The organism is Kitasatospora sp. NPDC028055 (assembly GCF_040637885.1).
GTDB lineage: Bacteria > Actinomycetota > Actinomycetes > Streptomycetales > Streptomycetaceae > Kitasatospora.
Genome location: NZ_JBEZXE010000052.1, coordinates 36,561 through 52,390 on the forward strand (window position 1 = coordinate 36,561; position 15,830 = coordinate 52,390).

The following is a 15,830-nucleotide window of genomic DNA, read 5'->3' on the forward strand; positions in this document are numbered from 1 at the left end:
CCCTCATGCGCTACTACTTCCGCAGTTCGATGACGGTCCTGCCGATACGGATCGGCGTGCCCGGCTGGAGCGGAGTGGGCGCGGTCAGGCGCTGCCGGTCCAGATAGGTGCCGTTGGTGGAGCCTAGATCCTCGACCGTCCACTGCCCAGTCTGATCCGGATAGATCCTGGCATGCCGGGAGGACGCGTAGTCGTCGTCCAGCACGATGGTCGAGTCGTGCGCGCGGCCCAGCGTGATGGTCTGGCCCTGCAGCGCGACCGTCGTCCCGGCGAGCGAGCCCTGGACGACCACCAGCTGGGTCGGGGCGCCGCGGCGGCGGCCGCCGCCGCCCTGGGTCGGGGCCGCCGGGGCGCTGTTGCCGGGGGCGGGGGCCGCGGGACGTCCGGGTGCCGTGGCGGTCGCCGCGGCGCCGCCGGACGCGGTGGCGGCACCGCCGCCGCGACGGGAGCTGCGGGGGTTCACCTTGGTACCGAACAGGTCGCTGCGGATCACCTGGATCGCGACGATGACGAACAGCCACAGCACGGCCAGGAAGCCCAGCCGCATGACCGTGAGGGTCAGTTCTGACATGGCCGTCCCGCCAGTCGGTGAGCGAGGCGCGCGAACAACTCGGACACTACCCTTCGACCTGCCGGTAGACGATGGTGGTGGAGCCCACGACGATTCGGGAGCCGTCGCGGAGCGTAGCGCGCTGGGTGTGCTGCCCGTCCACCACGATGCCGTTGGTGGAGCCCAGGTCGAGGACCATCGAAGGGGTGCCCGGGCGGATCTCGGCGTGCTTGCGGGAGACCCCGGGGTCGTCGATCCGCACGTCCGCCTCGGTCGAGCGGCCGAGCACGCAGGCCGCGCCGGTGATCTGGTGGCGGGCGCCGTTCACCTCGATCCAGCGGCGGACCGAGGTGCCGTGGCCGGCTCCGGGGAAGGCACGGACGTTGCCGCCGGCCGGAGGGCCCGGGGGCATCGCGGGGGGCGCGGCCGGTGGCGGGGGCGCGTTGTACTGCCCGGCGCCGCCCTGCTGCCACGGTGCGCCGGGGGCCGGTGCGGCCGGCTGGCGGTCGTAGCCGGGCTGCTGCGGGGCGAACTGCTGGGGCTCCTCGGAGGCCAGGGTGCGGCTGCGCACCCGGTAGAGGCCGGTGTCCAGGTCGTCGGCCTTCTCCAGGTTCACCTGGAGCGGGCCCATGAAGGAGTACCGCTGGGCCTCCGCGTACTCGCGGACCATGCCGGCCAGCTCGGTGCCGAGCTGCCCCGAGTAGGGGCTGAGCCGCTCGTGGTCGTGCGGGCTGAGCTCGACGATGAAGTCGTTCGGCACGACGGTGCGGTCGCGGTTCCAGATGCTCGCGTTGTTGTCGCACTCGCGCTGCAGAGCGCCGGCGATCTCCACGGGCTGGACCTCGGACTTGAACACCTTGGCGAAGGTGCCGTTGACGAGACCCTCCAGCCGCTGCTCGAACTTCTTCATCATCCCCATGGGGCACCCCCTTCCAGGGTTCGTTCGCCTGCCTGCCGACCGGGGCCCGCCGGGGAGGTGTCCTCGGGGGAGTCGGTCGTGCCTACTTGCGGTACTTCCGTACTGATCGTATCCACGCCGGGCCCTTCCGTACGGTTCCCGGACCGCGTGGTGCCGGGGGGTGGGCTCGGACACACAGGGTGACGCATTCCGGGTACGGCACGCCAGGTCTGCCCGTCGGAGCGGTGCACCGCGCTTCGCCCGCCCGTTCGTCGCGCGGCCGTTCGGACGTGGTCGGTCTCCCCGGGAAACGGATTCGGAGCAGCCCCCCAGGTCGTGCTACTGTTTTCCACGTCGGAAGGGCCGCCCGGAAGGGAGCCGGACCGGGGAAACGCGAAGACCACATGGTACCGAGCGGCTCCGCGGAACGGACGGCAGTGAAGACAACACCCATGCGCGGGTGGCGGAATAGGCAGACGCGCTGGATTCAGGTTCCAGTGCCCGAAAGGGCGTGGGGGTTCAACTCCCCCCTCGCGCACAGCGAAGCCCCGCAGATCTTCGGATCTGCGGGGCTTTTTTGTTGCCCCGGCCCGGCCCCGCCCAGGCCGGCCCGCGTTGCCCCGGAGGGCCGGGTGGGCGGACCGTCAGGACTGGCCGGCCGGGAGGTCGGCGCGGACCTCGAAGCCGCCGTCCTGGGTCGGACCGGCGGTGAGGGTGCCGCCCAGCAGCTGGGCGCGCTCGCGCAGCCCGACCAGGCCGTGGCCGCCGCCCGGCAGGGTCTCCGCCGGGCGGACCGGCGGCGCCTCGTTGCGGACCTCGACCCGCAGCCGGCGGCCCTTCGCCCGCACCCGCACGTGCACCACCGCCTCCGGGGCGTACTTGGTGATGTTGGTGAGCGCCTCCTGGACGGTGCGGTAGGCGGCCCGTTCGACCGCCTCCGGCCACGGGCGGTCGCCGGGGTTCAGCTCGGAGTCGGCGGTCAGGCCGCTCTCCGCGATCAGCCGGGGCAGGTCGGCCAGCCGGGGCTGCGGGGCGAGCGGGGCGTCCGGGCGGGGGCCGCCGGTGCTGCGCAGCACCCCGACCATCTGGCGCAGCTCGTCCAGGGTCCGGACGGACAGTTCGCGGATGGTGCGGGCGGTCGTCGCGGCGGCCGGGTCGGTGGTGCTCACCTGGAGCGCGCCGGCCTGGATGCTGATCAGGCTGACCTGGTGCGAGACCACGTCGTGCATCTCCCGGGCCAGCCGGCCGCGCTCGCTGATCAGCACCCGCTCGGCGAGCAGCCGGCTCTCCCGCTCCTGGCCGCGGGTCAGTTCGTCCAGGCGGGCGGCCAGCTCCCGCCGGGTGCGGGAGAGCAGTCCGGTGGCGGCCGGGCCGGCCGAGAGCATCACGGCCTGGATGGCGTCCAGGGCGGTGTTCCGGCTGAGCTCGATCACCGGGTTCGGCAGCGGCCAGTGGAAGAAGTCGACCAGGGTGAACAGGGCCGCGCAGGGAAACAGCACCGTGGCCCTGGGGCGTTCGGTGGCGACCGTGTAGACGGCCGTGATCGGGGCCAGCCAGATCGCCTCCACCCAGGTGCCCGGCATGGTGAGCAGCAGCACCGTCACCGGGAAGCGGCGCCGCCAGAACAGCGCCACGGCGGCCAGCACGGAGAGCGTCACCTGCCACCAGGTGGAGTCCCGGGACACCAGGGCGGCGTCCATCAGGGAGTAGAGGACGGGCAGCAGCACCATCAGCCAGGGGGCGGTGCACCAGGCCGGCAGCCGTCGGGGCGGCAGCTGGTCGGCGGCCGTCATGCCCCGTCGCCGGGCTTGGGCCGCACCAGGCCGGCCCGGTGGGCGAGCACGGCGGCCTGCACCCGGTTGGCGGCGCCGAGCTTGCCGAGGATCGCGCTGATGTGGTCCTTGACCGTGCCGGTGCCGAGGAAGAGCCGGTCGGCGATCTCGGCGTTGGACAGGCCCTCGCCGAGCAGGGCGAGCACGTCCAGCTCGCGGCCGGTCAGGGTGCGGGCCAGCGCGGTGGCCTCGGCGTCCGGGCCGCCGCCGTCCACGTAGCCGCCGATCACGGTGCGGGTGACGGTCGGGGAGAGGATGTTGCCGCCCGCGGCGAGCACCCGGACGGCGTGCACCAGCTGCTCGGGGGCGGTGTCCTTGAGCAGGAAGCCGGTCGCGCCGGCCCGCAGCGCGGTGCCGATGTACTCGTCGGTGTCGAAGGTGGTGAGCATCGCGACGGCCGGCGGGTCGGGCAGGGCGCGCAGCCGGCGCAGTACGGAGATGCCGTCGAGGTCGGGCATCCGGATGTCGAGCAGCACCACGTGCGGGCGCAGGCGCTGGACGTGCTCCTCGGCCTGTCCGCCGGAGCAGTCGCCGACCACCTCCAGGTCGGGGGCGGAACCGACGATCAGGCCGAGGCCGGAGCGGACCAGGATCTCGTCGTCGACGATCAGCACGCGGGTGGTGGTGATGGGGGCCTCCTCGGTTCGGGCGGCCGGGTTCGGTCGGTCCGCGGGGGTCGCTTTTGAGAGTAGGGGTAGCCGGGGCGGGGCGCCGAACCCATGGGGGGTAAGAACCCCCGCCGTTCGGCGGGGGTGTGAATCCGCTACCCGGTTCACGCAATTTTCAGGAATGGTGCGGAACCATGGAGTTGGCTGCCCTTTCTCCGGTCGGCCGCTCGACGCGGGCGGCCGGTGGGCGGGGGTGGCCGGTCAGCCCGTCGGGCCTGTGCCGGCGCTCGGCGCCGGGCCGCGTGCGGATGCGCCCCACCATCTGATCGTTTGGAATTGAGCTGTGTCGTCCACTGTGAAGTCGGAGCCGTCCGCCACCTCTGCCGGGCCCCGGCCCGACGGACCGCTCGACCGCTGGCGCCCGCGGGCCGCGGCAGCCTCGGTCTGGTACCTCAGGCTGCTGGCGCTGCTGAACCTGGCGACCGTGCTGCTGGTGCCCTGGGGGAACCAGGTCAGCGAGCACAACGAGGGCGAGTACTTCACCCCGTACCTGATGACCTCCGGCCTGGCGGCCGCGGTGCTGTCGGTCTTCCTGGCGGTCGCGATGCGGCGGCGCAAGCGGGCCGCGTGGATCTTCAACGCGGCGCTCAGCAGCGTCTTCGCGGTGCTGTACCTGGCGGCCATGGTGCTGCCCGGCGAGCGCTTCAACAAGCACCCGCTCAACTACGTCTCCACGGTGCTGACCTGCCTGTTCGTGCTGGCGCTGCTGATCGGGCGCAAGGAGTTCACCTCCAAGGGCGACCGCTCCAACCCGAAGACCGCGGCGGCCACCTTCGTCGGCGGGCTGTTCTTCGGCGGTGCCGTCGGCGCGCTGCTGGTCTGGATCACCAACCAGCTGAACGGGGCCGGCTGGTGGGACCTCTTCCGCTACTCGGTCGGCCGGATGATCACCATCAACCCGTCCGAGCACCTGCGCTCCGTGATCATGGCCCCGACCTGGGTGAACGCGGCGATCAACGCGATGGGCGCGGTGCTGTTCCTGCTGGTGCTGTACGTGGCCTTCCGAAGCCCGCGCGGCAAGGAGCTGCTCAACCCCGAGGACGAGGCGAAGCTGCGCGGCCTGCTGGACAAGCAGGGCGAGCGGGACTCGCTCGGCTACTTCGCGCTGCGCCGGGACAAGGCGGTGATCTTCTCCCCCAGCGGCAAGGCGGCGGTGACCTACCGGGTGATCGGCGGGGTCTCGCTGGCCTCGGGCGACCCGATCGGCGACCCGGAGGCCTGGCCGGGCGCGATCGAGGCCTGGCTGTCCGAGGCCCGTGAGCACGCCTGGGCGCCCGCCGTGATGGGCGCCTCCGAGGAGGCCGGGGTGATCTACGCCCGGCACGGGCTGGACGCGCTGGAGCTGGGCGACGAGGCGATCGTCGAGCTGGACGAGTTCTCGCTGGACGGCCGGGCGATGCGGGTGGTCCGGCAGGCGTACAACCGGGTCAAGCGGGCCGGGTACACCGTGCGGATCCGCCGGCACGAGGACATCTCCGAGCAGGAGATGGCGCAGCTGGTGTCCAAGGCCGACGAGTGGCGCGACGGGGCGACCGAGCGCGGCTTCTCGATGGCGCTGGGCCGGCTCGGCGACCCCGGCGACGGCCGCTGCGTGATGCTGGAGTGCAGTGACGGGGACGGTGAGCTCAAGGCGTTGCTGAGCTTCGTCCCGTGGGGCCCGGACGGGCTCTCGCTGGACCTGATGCGCCGGGCCCGGGACACCGAGAACGGCCTGATGGAGTTCATGGTCATCGAGCTGCTGCAGCGCGCCGAGGAGGTCGGGCTCAAGCGGGTCTCGCTGAACTTCGCGATGTTCCGCTCGGTCTTCGAGCGCGGTTCCCGGCTCGGTGCCGGTCCGGTGCTGCGGCTGTGGCGCTCCGTCCTCGGCTTCTTCTCGCGCTGGTGGCAGATCGAGTCGCTGTACCGCGCGAATGCCAAGTACCGGCCGATCTGGGAGCCGCGCTACCTGCTGTTCGAGAAGAGCAGCGAGATTCCGCGGATCGGCATCGCCAGCGCGCGCGCCGAGGGCTTCATCGTCGCGCCGAGCCTGCCCGCCCTGTTCCGGCGCCGGCACGCCGGGCCCACCGTGGTGGCGCCCCGGCTGCCGGTGGCGGCCCGGGACGGGAAGGGGTAGCCCTCCGTCGGGGGGCGGAGGGGGGCCGGGGCGGAGAACGCCATCGGTCGTACGGGGGGTCCGGAGGGGGGATCCGTCTCCCTCCTGAGGATGACGTCGATCCCCATCCATGCCGATGTGGATTTGTTAACAGGCTTCTAATGTGGGAGTAGCTGACAAGTCCGGGGATTCGGGAGAAACGGTTGTGATTCACAGAACCCACGCGGGGGGCGTGCGAAAGGGGCCGCTGGCGCTAGCCAGAAAGGCCGCTGTCGCCGAGTGGGGAGCGTTGTACCTGACGGTCCGCGGCGCGGTGGTGCGCAAGAAGTTCGCCGCCTTCCCGCTGGCCACGGCGGCGACGTTTCTGATCCTGCTGTTCAGCATCGTCCAGCACCTGCCGGGCGGCGAGCGGTTCGTCAACCACATCGGGGTGGTGCGGGCCTCGCTGCCGCTGGAGGTCTCGCTGCTGCGGACGCCGCTGTCGCTGTACGTGCCGGCCCTCGACCTGCCGGTGTGGGGAGCACTGGCCCAGGTCTTCGTGGTCTTCGCGATCGCCGAGGTCGTGCTCGGCCGGCGGATGACGCTGGTGGTCGCCTACGCGTGCACCCTGACGGGCACGCTGTTCGCCCGGGTCGGCGTGGCGATGGGGCCGAGCCACCTGTTCGGCTTCCCGAAGTGGGTCGCCTACGTGCGGGACACCGGGCCCTCGGCCGCGGTGGTGGCGCTGGCGATCTGCATCGCGTTCCGCACCCGGGCCTGGTTCACCGCCGCCACGGTGGTGGTGCTGATGGTCGGCGAGGCGGTCGTGCTGCCGAACCTGGCGGGCCTGGAGCACGTCGTCGCGGTGATCACCGCGCTGCTGATCGCCGTCTCGGTCGAGGTCTTCGGGGACTTCTGGCCGCGGGTGCTGGCCGGGGTCGGCGCCGCCACCTCGGTGGCCACCTCGGCCTCCCGGGAGGTCGCGGTGGAGGCCCGGCGCCGTTCGGCGGGGGCGCTCATCCCCTGAGGGACGCTTCACCTTTCCTGTCGGCCGCGTACGGGGCGTTGCCCGTACGCGGCCGTCATGCGTGCGGGAGGGGCAGCTCGAACCAGACGACCTTGCCCACCGCCTTGCGGGCGGTGCCCCAGTGTTCGGCGAGTTTGGTGACCAGGGTGAGGCCGCGGCCGGTCTCGCCGAGCTGCTCGGCCGGTTCCAGCGAGGGCAGGTTGTGGTTGTCGTCGCTGACCTCGACCAGCAGCTTGTCCACCCGGATCAGCTGGAGCTGCACCCGGTCCCGGGCGACCCGTACGGCGTTCGTGACCAGTTCGCTGACCAGCAGCTCGGTGGTGTCGCTGAGCGCCTCCAGGTGCCAGGCGGCCAGCTGCTCGCGGACCAGCGAACGGGCCCGGCGGACCTCGCGCTGGTCCACGGTGAGGTCCCAGGTGGCCACCTCGGACGGGGCGACCCCGTCGAAACGGGCCACCAGCAGGGCGACGTCGTCCTTGCGGTCGTCCGAGTGCAGCCGGCGCAGCACCTCGTCGCAGGCCTGCTCGGGGCTCTGCTGCGGGTCGATCAGGTTGCCGCACAGCGCGGCCAGGCCCGCCCCTATGTCCCCGCCCCGGACCTCGACCAGTCCGTCGGTGCACAGCACCAGCATCGAGCCGTCCGAGACGTCGATGGTCTTGGCGACGAACGGCACCCCGCCGACGCCGATCGGCGCGCCGGCCGGGATCTCCAGCAGTTCCCCGCTGCCGTCCGGGTGCACCAGGACGGGTGGGACGTGGCCGGCGCTGGCCAGCTCGCAGGTCCGGTTGATCGGGTCGTAGACCGCGTACAGGCAGGTGGCGAGGTGGTCGTCGCCGAGCTTCTGGGCCAGGTTGTCCAGGTGCCGCAGCAGCTGGCCGGGCGGCAGGTCCAGGGCGGCGAGGGTCTGCATCGCGGTGCGGAAGCGGCCCATCGCGGCGGCCGAGTGGATGCCGTGGCCCATCACGTCGCCGACCACCAGGGCGACCCGGCTGCCGGGCAGCTGGATCGCGTCGAACCAGTCGCCGCCGACCTCGGCCTTCGGATCGCCGGGCAGGTAGCGGTGGGCGATCTGCACACCGGGGATCTGCGGCGGGCGGGTCGGGATCATCGAGCGCTGGAGGGTGGTGGCGACCCTCGCCTCGGCGCGGTGCAGCCGGGCGTTGTCCAGCGACAGCGCGGCCCGTACCGCCAGCTCCTTGAGGGTGGCGGCGTCGCTCTCGTCGAAGGGGGCGCGGTCCGGCAGCCGGAGCAGCTTGAGGATGCCCAGCACGGTGCCCCGGGCGGACAGCGGGACCACCAGCATCGAGCGGCCGGAGACCACCGGGGCCAGCTGGGCGCCGCCGAGCGCGATCGCGTAGTCCACCGCGACGTCCGCGCTGACCACCGGGACCAGCACCGGCTGGTTCAGTTGCAGGGCCATCCCGGGCGGGGTCCGGCGCGGCATGCTGACCAGCGAGCCCTCGGAGAGCACGTGGTCCCAGGCGCCGCCGGTCTGGTTGAAGACCAGGGCCACCCGGCGCAGCATGGTGTCGTCGTCGGGGCGGGAGACCGGCAGCTCGGAGTCCGAGATCAGGCCGTCCACGAGGTCCACGCAGGCGAAGTCGGCGACCCGGGGGACCAGCACCTGGCACAGCTCGTGGGCGGTGAAGCCGAGGTCCAGGGTGGTGCCGACCTTGCCGCCGACCTCGTTCAGCAGGGCCAGCTGTTCGCCGGCCTGGCCGTTGGTGAGGAACGGGCCCAGCCGGCCGCTCGATGGTCCCTCGCCGCCGGCGGGGGCGGGGACGGCGCCGGGCGGGGCCTGGTCGGGGCGGCGCGGCGGGAGGCCGTGGGCGGACGACTCGACGGCGGCCTGCGGCTCGATGGTGGCTCCTCCTCCGGTGCGTGGGGGTGCTGCCTCCCGGCCGGGGGCCGGGAGCAGGGCGGGCGGGGCACCGACGGCCGCGGTGGGCCGCTCGCCGGGGGCGTGCGGGGCGGGGTCGCGCCGGGCCGGGCCGTGGGGCGCCGGTTCGCGCTGGACCGGTTCGCGCTGGACCGGTTCGCGCTGGGCAGGCAGCGGGCCCTGGGGACGGCGGCCGGGCGCGGACTGGTCGCCCTGAGGCGGCGCACCGAGCCGGGCCGCGCGCTGCTGGGGCGTCGGGTAGCGGCGGCCCAGGCCGGCGGCCACGTGGGCGGTGCCGGTCTGCGGATCGGAGGGCAGCACCGGCAGCACGGTGGTCGCGTCCAGCCGCAGCGCGGGCAGCCCGCCCAGGGCGGCGGCCTCGCGCAGCGGGGCCCGGAGGGCGACGGGCAGCAGCCGGGCCAGCGGCTCGGGCAGCTCGGCGGCGGGCGGGGTGAGGGCGGCGGTCAGCCCGTGGAAGCCGCCCCGGGCGCCGGGCGTCGCGGTGAAGGGCAGCAGGCGCTCGCCGAGGGCGAGCCGCGGCCCGGTGGTGCGCAGCGGGCGGGCGTCGGCGGCGAGCGCGAGCAGTCCGCCGGCCGGGCCGGGCAGCGGGTAGGCCCACCAGAGCACGTCGCGCTGGTGCTCCTCCCGGTCGGTCACGGTGAGCCGCCCGGCCCAGGGGCGGCCGGCCGCGGTCAGCTCGGCCAGGGTGTCGAGGGCGTCGCAGCGGCGGCGCACCGCGCAGCGGCCGAGCACCCGGGACTCCAGGGCCGGCAGCAGGCCCGAGGCCGGGCGGTCGGTGGCGGCCTCGGCGCGGTGCCCGAACAGTTCCTCGGCGGCCCGGCTCCACTGGGCGATCCGGCCGGCCCGGTCGACCACGACGAGGGCGAGCCGGACCAGGGCGGCCACGCCCGTCGGGTGGTCGCCCGGCGCGGTCTCGGCGCCCGCCGGAAGCGGTGTGGAGTTGGACTCGGCCACCATGGATTCGGTCTGCTCCCGCCTGGCCGCCGCGCCCGGGGCGGCCGTTTCTCCGGAGGAAGGCACGCTGTGCGGATACCAGCGAAGCACGGACCGGGCCGGGCCCGACACCGAAACGGGGAGATTCATCAGGATCGGTTGCGTGTCACGCGCCGCGCGCCGGTTCGTACGCCCGCTTCACCCGGACGGCGGCGCGGACCGCGACGGTAGGGTGGCAGGCCGGGCCGCCCGCGCGGTGGCTCCGAAGGAAGCCGGCCGGACGGACGAGACAGAGGTGAGATCGTGACCGCGCAGAGCCCTGCCCGCTGGACGGACCCGGAGCAGCAGGAGCTGGAGGAGCGGGTCGCCGCCGCCGAGCTGGCCTGGCTCAGCATGGACGTGGACGTCCAGACGCTGCGGGTCGAGATCGACAACTTCGCGCTGATCCACCACCAGCTGCTCGGCCCGCTCTACGCCCGGCTGGACGAGCTCGACGCGCTGGTCGCCGAGGCCGTCGCGGCCCGCACCGGCCACCCCGACGACCTGCGCCGGGCCGCCGAGGCGCGGCAGCAGGTCGAGGACCTGCCCGACCTGGACGCGCTGTTCGACTCGGTGCGCTCGGAGCGGGAGAGGACCGGCGAGGGCGCGGACGAGGCCGTCCCGCCGCCGCCCGCAGCGCCGGCCCGGGTGCGGCCCGGGAAGGAGGCCCAGCGGATCTACCGCGAGCTGGTCCGCCGCGCCCATCCGGACCTCACCACCGACCCCGGCGAGCAGCAGCGCCGGGCGGACTTCCTGGTCCGGGTCAACGAGGCCTACGCGTACGGGGACACCGTCGCGCTGGAGGGCCTCGCCGCCGAGTGGTCCACCGCGCCGGAGGCCGCGCCCGCCGTCGACTCCCCCGACCGGCTGGGCTGGCTGCGCCGCCGGCTGGACTGGCTGACCGCCAAGATCGCCGAGACCGCCACCGAGCAGGTCCGGCTGGAGCAGACCCCGATGGGCCAGCTGCTCGCCCTCGCCCCGCAGGACCCGGACCGGCTGCTGGAACAGCTCGCCGAGGAGCTGCTCGCCAAGGCCGCCGCGCAGCAGGCCGAGCTGGAGCGGCTGCTCGGCACCCCGGATCCGGCCCGCCGGCCGACGGCGGTGGGCGACAATGGCACCCGCCCCACCGACTCCACCGACCCGCACCGAGCTCAGGAGAGCCCCACGATGTTCGCGCAGATCCCCTCCACCGACGCCGCCTCCGTGCCGGCCGACGCCGCCCTGCTGGACGTGCGCGAGCAGGACGAGTTCGACGCCGGCCACGTGGACGGCGCGCTGCACATCCCGATCGGCGAGGTGATCGCCCGGATCGACGAGCTGCCGGAGGACAGGCTGTACGTGCTCTGCCGGGTCGGCGGCCGCTCCGCCCAGGTCGTCCAGTACCTGGTGCAGCAGGGGCGGGACGCGGTGAACGTGGACGGCGGGATGTACGCCTGGGAGGGGGCCGGCCGTCCGATGGTCAGCAGCACCGGACAGGCCGCCTTCGTCCTGTAGGACCTGTAGGACCTGTAGGACCTCTGCGACCTCCAGGACCTCCGGAACCTCCCGGTGCCCGCCCGGTGACGGGTAGGGCAGGATGGGCGCGCGACGCGCCGGTACCGGCCGGCGGCGCGCCGACCGGGCGGGGAGGCCATGACGGGGACCACGGACCGGGCCGCCCCGGGGAGGGTCTGGTCGACGCCCGCGCAGCTCGTCCTCGGCCTGGCCGCAGTGGTGCTGGTCAGCGGCACCGGGCTGTTCCTCGCCGCGGTGTTCCTGCACGTCGCCCCCGCCAACACGCTGTCCCGGCAGTACCGGGACGAGGTCGACGGGATCGTCTACCCGGAGTTCGAGCAGAACTGGAAGCTGTTCGCCCCCAACCCGCTGCAGCAGAACGTCAGCGTGGACGCCCGGGTGCGTACTGTCGCGGACGGCGGCGCCACCCGCACCCGCGACTGGACCGGGCTGACCGCGCAGGACATCGCGGCGATCCGGGGCAACCCGGCGCCCAGCCACGTCGACCAGAACCTGCTGCGCCGCGCCTGGGACTTCTACGACGGCTCGCACGACGCCCAGGACGGGAAGCCGACCGGCTCGCGCGGCAGGCTGGCCGAGCAGTACCTCAAGCGGATCGCGTTGCAGCGGATCGGCCGGGAGGTGGACGGCGAGCGGGTGCTGGAGATCCAGTTCCGGGCGACCACGGCGACGGTGCCGCCGCCGTCCTGGAGCGGTGAGGCCGCGCCGCCCGCGCCCAGGGTGCGGGAGCTGCCGTGGTGGCCGGTCGGGGACGAGGACTACCGGGGGCTGGGGTGAACGAGGGAGCAGTGGAGCCCGTGGCGTCGGCCGGGGAGGCCGGGCCGGTGGAGCCGCAGCTGCTGGACGGCGTGCCGCGGCAGGGCGGACCGCCCGTCGCTCCGGCGGGCCCCGGGCCGGTCGTGGCGGCACGCGGGCCGGTCGCGGCCCTCGGGCGGGCGATGGAGGCTTTCAGCGGGCGGACGCTCGGACGGCACCAGGCCGCGGTGGTGCGGATCGGCTTCGGGCTGGTCTGGCTCGCCTACCTGCTGCGCGAGTGGCCCAACCGGCGGGTGCTGTACGGCGACCGCTCGCCCTGGTCGATGGAGCTGGCCCAGCGGCTGCTGGCCGACGACGGGGCGTTCACCGTGCTGCCCTGGTTCGGCGGGCGGCTCTGGTTCGAGCTGGTCTACCACCTGGCCCTGCTGGCCGCCCTGGCGGTGCTGCTGGGCTGGCGGACCAGGGCGAGCACCGTGCTGTTCCTGGTCACCGTGCTGTCACTGCAGAACCGCGACGTCCTCCTCGGCGACGGCGGCGACAACATCGTCCACCTGATGGCCGTCTACCTGGTCTTCACCCGGTGCGCCGAGGTCTGGTCGCTGGACGCGCGCCGGGCCCGGCCCGGGCGGGGCGGGGTGGTGCTCTGGGCCCTGCTCGGCGCGGTGCTGGCGGTCTGTCAGGCCGGCGACTTCTCCGGGGACAGCCTCACCTGGACCGGGCCGGCCTTCCCGTACCTCGGCTGGGCGCCGCTGTTCTGGGGGCTCTGGGCGGTCGCCGGGATCTGGTGGACGCTCGGCCGGCTGCGGCCGGCGGGCGAGCCGCGGGCCGTGCTCGACGCGCTGGCGAACATGGTGCACAACTGCGCGATGCTGGTGATCGCCACCGAGGTGGCGCTGGTCTACGCCACGGCCGGCTGGTACAAGGTGCAGGGCTCGCGCTGGCAGGACGGTACGGCGCTGTACTACCCGCTGCACCTGGACTACTTCGCGCCCTGGCCGGGGCTGTCCGCGCTGGTCGGCTCGGCGCTGCTGCCGGTTTTCCTGATCTCGTACGGCACGGTGATCCTCCAGGTTGCGTTCCCGTTCACGCTGCTCAACCGGCGGGTCAAGAACGTGCTGCTGGCGGTGCTGATGGTGGAGCACCTGGGGATCGCGGTGGTGCTCGGGCTGCCGGTGTTCTCGCTCGCGATGGTCGCGGCGGACGCGGTGTTCCTGCCGACGGGTGCCCTGCTGTGGGTGGCGGCGCGGCTGGGGCGGCTCGGGCTGCGGTGGCGCAGGGCCACGGTGGCGCAGGGCAGCGGTGGCGCAGGCTGATGGCGGCGTAGGGCGTGTCTAGGATGGCGGTATGTCCTGGTTCGCCGCCCTTCGTGACACCGCGCGGACCGGACTCACCCTCGACCGGGCGCTCACCGACCCCAAGCGCGCGCTGCGCGGGGCGGTCGCCGTGGCGCTGGTGCTCTTCCCCACGCTCGCCCTCGGCGGGGTCGGGCTCGCCACCTCGGCCGCGATGGGCGCGTTCATCGCCGGCTCGGCCACCTTCCAGCGCAGCTTCCGGCCCCGCGCCAGCCTGGCCGTCGCGGCCGGGGTCGGGCTCGGGGTCAGCACCTTCCTCGGCTACCTCGCCGCCGGGGTGTACGGGCTGTTCCCGGTGCTGCTCGCGGTGTGGGCCTTCGGTGCGGGACTCGCCTGGGCGATCGGCCCCACCGCCGGAGTGGTCACCGCGAACACCCTCTCGGTGATGCTGATCGTGGTCCAACTCCCGGTCAGCGCGGCCGCCGCGCTCGGCCACGGGCTGGTCGCCGCGCTCGGCGGCGTCGTCCAGGCCGTCGTCATCACCCTGTGGCCGATCGGCAGTTGGAGCGCCCAACGGGCCGCGCTCGCCGACACCTACGCCGAACTCGCCGACTACGCACGCCGGTTGCGTCAGGACCCGACCGCGCACGTGGACCCGGAACCGTTCATGACCGCCCGGCGCGCCTCCGCCGTCACCCCCTGGCAGGACCGCCACCGGCCGCCCGAACTGCGCGGCCTGCGCGGCATCGCCGAACGCATCCGCCCCACCCTCGCCGCGCTCGCCGACCCCAAGGTCGGCGCACCCGAGGAGGGGCCGGAACGCGACCGGGCCCGGGAGGTGCTGGCGGCCGCCGCCGAGGTGATGGACGCCCTCGCCCGGGCCGTCCGCACCGGCGACCCCGTCCGGCTCCCCCGGTCGGCGCCCGCGCTGACCCTGGTGCGGCCGGACCAGGGGGTGCAGCTGCGAGGAGCGGCCCGGCGGTCCGCCCGGCGGCTCGGCGGGCTGCTGCGCAAGGCGGCGGACACCCTGGACCGCAACGACGAGGACACCATCACCACGCCCGTGGTCGGTGCGGGCGGGGCGCTGCACAAGCCGTCGATCTCGCGGATGCTGCCGGTCGCGCTGCGGGCCGTACGGCGGCAGCTGCGGCCGCGGTCGGCGATCTTCCAGCACGCCGTCCGGCTCGCCGGGGTGGTCACCGCCGCCTACCTGCTGGCCCGGCTGGCCGGGTTCCACCACGGGTACTGGGCGCCGATGACCGCGGCCATGGTGATGCGGCCCGACTTCGCCCAGACCTACAGCCGGGGGGTCGCCCGGCTGGCCGGGACGGTGGTCGGGGTGGCCGTCTCGACGCTGGTGGTGCAGTTGGCCCATCCGGGGGAGTGGGTGCTGGCTTCGCTGGCGGTGCTGTGCATCGGTGGGGCCTATCTGGCGTTCCGGACGGGGTACGCGCTGACCACCGTCGGGATCTCCTCGTACGTGGTGTTCCTGCTCGGGCTGCAGGCCGGGGATCCGCTGGTCACGGCCTTCGAGCGGGTGGGGCTGACGCTGCTCGGGGGGTCGCTGGCGCTGCTGACGTACGCGCTGTTCCCGACCTGGCAGACCGCGCGGCTCGGGGAGCGGCTCGCCGAATGGCTGGCGGCGGCCGGGCGGTACGCGGCGGAGGTGGTCGCCTGCTACGAGGATCCGGCGGCGCCGAGGGGGCGGGCGGTGCGGGCGGCGCTGCTGGACTCGCGGGAGGCGCGGTCGGAGCTGTTGCAGGCGATGCAGCGGGCCGATGCGGAGCCGGGGCGGCATGAGTCGGGGCTTGATGGGGTGAGTCGGCGTCAGATCGAGCGGGCGCGGGCGGCGGTGGGGCACTTGGGGCGGGCGGCGGTGTTGTTGGAGGCGCATTTGCCGGGGGCCGATGCGGAGCCCGTGCCGGGGGCGGCGGAGTACGCGGAGGAGTTGCGGTTGGCGACGGCGTTGGCGGCGGGGGCGTTGTTGACGGGGCGGGCGGTGGAGTTCTCGGGGGTGCGGGAGGCGCAGGTGCGGTTGGAGGAGGGGTTGGGCGGGCGGTCGGTGGGGGGTTCGGTGGGGGGTTCGGTGGGGGGTGCGGAGAGGGGTTCGGTGGGGGGTTCGGCGGGGGCGGGGGTGCAGGGGGATGTGGTGCGGGCGGGGACTCGGTTGGTGGGGGTGGCTTTGCGGGATCTGGAGAGGGCTTTGCGGGGGGCGGGGGGCTAGGGGTGTGGGGGCCGCTGCGCGGGGCTGGGGTGGGGGGTGGGCTTTCGGGAGGGTGGGTGAGCCGGGGGCGGTTCCGGGGGTGGGCGCTCCGGGGGCTGGGTGATTTTAGGAGCGCCGCCCCTTAG

11 protein-coding genes and 1 tRNA gene are annotated in these 15,830 nt (G+C 74.2%); 7 read left to right on the top strand and 5 right to left on the bottom strand.

Going from position 1 to position 15,830, the window contains the following annotated elements; genetic code table 11:
* Positions 1–13 precede the first annotated feature (13 nt).
* The gene (locus AB0F71_RS33850; RefSeq protein WP_360242888.1) at positions 14–571 is read right to left on the bottom strand and encodes an FHA domain-containing protein; all 558 of its coding nucleotides are present in this window, start codon (positions 569–571) and stop codon (positions 14–16) included.
* A gap of 46 nt (positions 572–617) precedes the next feature.
* A complete protein-coding gene (locus AB0F71_RS33855; protein WP_360242891.1) occupies positions 618–1,469 on the bottom strand; it encodes a DUF3662 and FHA domain-containing protein in 852 nt (283 codons plus the stop codon).
* Between the two features lie 433 nt (positions 1,470–1,902).
* Between AB0F71_RS33855 and AB0F71_RS33860 the strand changes: the two genes are divergently transcribed.
* Positions 1,903–1,986, top strand: a tRNA-Leu gene (locus AB0F71_RS33860).
* A gap of 106 nt (positions 1,987–2,092) precedes the next feature.
* Here AB0F71_RS33860 and AB0F71_RS33865 read toward each other — a convergent pair.
* Both AB0F71_RS33865 and AB0F71_RS33870 read right to left on the bottom strand, forming a co-directional pair.
* Positions 2,093–3,241, bottom strand: a complete 1,149-nt coding sequence (locus tag AB0F71_RS33865) for a histidine kinase (RefSeq protein WP_360242894.1) — start codon at positions 3,239–3,241, stop codon at positions 2,093–2,095.
* Positions 3,238–3,888, bottom strand: coding sequence for a response regulator transcription factor (locus AB0F71_RS33870; protein ID WP_229928260.1), 651 nt, complete (start codon positions 3,886–3,888; stop codon positions 3,238–3,240). The genes AB0F71_RS33865 and AB0F71_RS33870 overlap by 4 nt, the downstream gene beginning before the upstream one ends.
* 343 nt (positions 3,889–4,231) lie before the next feature.
* Between AB0F71_RS33870 and AB0F71_RS33875 the strand changes: the two genes are divergently transcribed.
* Together AB0F71_RS33875 and AB0F71_RS33880 are read left to right on the top strand one after the other, a co-directional pair.
* The gene (locus AB0F71_RS33875) at positions 4,232–6,061 is read left to right on the top strand and encodes a phosphatidylglycerol lysyltransferase domain-containing protein (RefSeq protein WP_360242897.1); all 1,830 of its coding nucleotides are present in this window, start codon (positions 4,232–4,234) and stop codon (positions 6,059–6,061) included.
* Between the two features lie 268 nt (positions 6,062–6,329).
* On the top strand, positions 6,330–7,046 hold the full coding sequence (locus tag AB0F71_RS33880; protein ID WP_360242900.1) for a hypothetical protein: 717 nt from the start codon (positions 6,330–6,332) through the stop codon (positions 7,044–7,046).
* A gap of 55 nt (positions 7,047–7,101) precedes the next feature.
* On the opposite strand, the gene AB0F71_RS33885 is transcribed toward AB0F71_RS33880, so the two are convergent.
* Positions 7,102–9,966, bottom strand: a complete 2,865-nt coding sequence (locus AB0F71_RS33885) for a SpoIIE family protein phosphatase (RefSeq protein ID WP_360242903.1) — start codon at positions 9,964–9,966, stop codon at positions 7,102–7,104.
* A gap of 216 nt (positions 9,967–10,182) precedes the next feature.
* Between AB0F71_RS33885 and AB0F71_RS33890 the strand changes: the two genes are divergently transcribed.
* The 4 genes from AB0F71_RS33890 (at position 10,183) to AB0F71_RS33905 (ending at position 15,705) form a co-directional block, all read left to right on the top strand.
* The gene (locus AB0F71_RS33890; protein WP_360242906.1) at positions 10,183–11,412 is read left to right on the top strand and encodes a rhodanese-like domain-containing protein; all 1,230 of its coding nucleotides are present in this window, start codon (positions 10,183–10,185) and stop codon (positions 11,410–11,412) included.
* 138 nt (positions 11,413–11,550) lie between these two features.
* Positions 11,551–12,210, top strand: a complete 660-nt coding sequence (locus AB0F71_RS33895; protein WP_360242909.1) for a DUF5819 family protein — start codon at positions 11,551–11,553, stop codon at positions 12,208–12,210.
* A 161-nt stretch (positions 12,211–12,371) separates the two neighbouring features.
* Positions 12,372–13,502: an HTTM domain-containing protein gene (locus AB0F71_RS33900; protein ID WP_360242924.1), complete on the top strand. Its 1,131-nt coding sequence runs from the start codon at positions 12,372–12,374 to the stop codon at positions 13,500–13,502.
* Between the two features lie 31 nt (positions 13,503–13,533).
* Positions 13,534–15,705, top strand: a complete 2,172-nt coding sequence (locus AB0F71_RS33905; protein WP_360242912.1) for an FUSC family protein — start codon at positions 13,534–13,536, stop codon at positions 15,703–15,705.
* Positions 15,706–15,830: the final 125 nt, after the last annotated feature.

What these genes read in the sequence shown, in the direction of transcription:
- AB0F71_RS33850 (WP_360242888.1), bottom strand. Translation starts at nt 571, where the DNA reads ATGTCAGAACTGACCCTCACGGTCATGCGGCTGGGCTTCCTGGCCGTG.
- AB0F71_RS33855 (WP_360242891.1), bottom strand. Translation starts at nt 1,469, where the DNA reads ATGGGGATGATGAAGAAGTTCGAGCAGCGGCTGGAGGGTCTCGTCAAC.
- AB0F71_RS33865 (WP_360242894.1), bottom strand. Translation starts at nt 3,241, where the DNA reads ATGACGGCCGCCGACCAGCTGCCGCCCCGACGGCTGCCGGCCTGGTGC.
- AB0F71_RS33895 (WP_360242909.1), top strand. Translation starts at nt 11,551, where the DNA reads ATGACGGGGACCACGGACCGGGCCGCCCCGGGGAGGGTCTGGTCGACG.
- AB0F71_RS33900 (WP_360242924.1), top strand. Translation starts at nt 12,372, where the DNA reads ATGGAGGCTTTCAGCGGGCGGACGCTCGGACGGCACCAGGCCGCGGTG.
- AB0F71_RS33905 (WP_360242912.1), top strand. Translation starts at nt 13,534, where the DNA reads ATGTCCTGGTTCGCCGCCCTTCGTGACACCGCGCGGACCGGACTCACC.